The organism is Brevibacterium sp. SIMBA_078, from assembly GCF_046534565.1.
In the GTDB taxonomy this organism is placed as follows: domain Bacteria; phylum Actinomycetota; class Actinomycetes; order Actinomycetales; family Brevibacteriaceae; genus Brevibacterium.
This window is the reverse complement of the sequence record NZ_JAWRYQ010000657.1, coordinates 1-230: the sequence shown is the minus strand read 5'-3', so window position 1 is coordinate 230 and position 230 is coordinate 1. Positions and strand designations below refer to the sequence as shown.

At 37.8% G+C, this 230-nt stretch carries 1 protein-coding gene; it reads left to right on the top strand.

Annotated elements, in window-relative coordinates; translation table 11 throughout:
- Positions 1-230: hypothetical protein (locus tag SB749_RS21130; RefSeq protein ID WP_410712047.1), on the top strand; the 230-nt coding region annotated here is incomplete at both ends.

The following is a 230-nucleotide window of genomic DNA, read 5'->3' as shown; positions in this document are numbered from 1 at the left end:
GAGATAGAAAAACTGCTAGGGGAGCATGATTATAATAAAATAGAACGCTCGTTGAGTGATTTTGTGTTTCAACAAAAGGGCTCTCCAGTAGAGAATTGGCCAGATGAAGACCCGATATACGAGACACGATTAATTAACCAAAAACAGTCAGAGCTTTTAATTAAGTTACAAAGCCAACACCAGCAGCGAAAAAACTTTACCGCCTATTTAGAAAAGCGTCTTTCTAATAC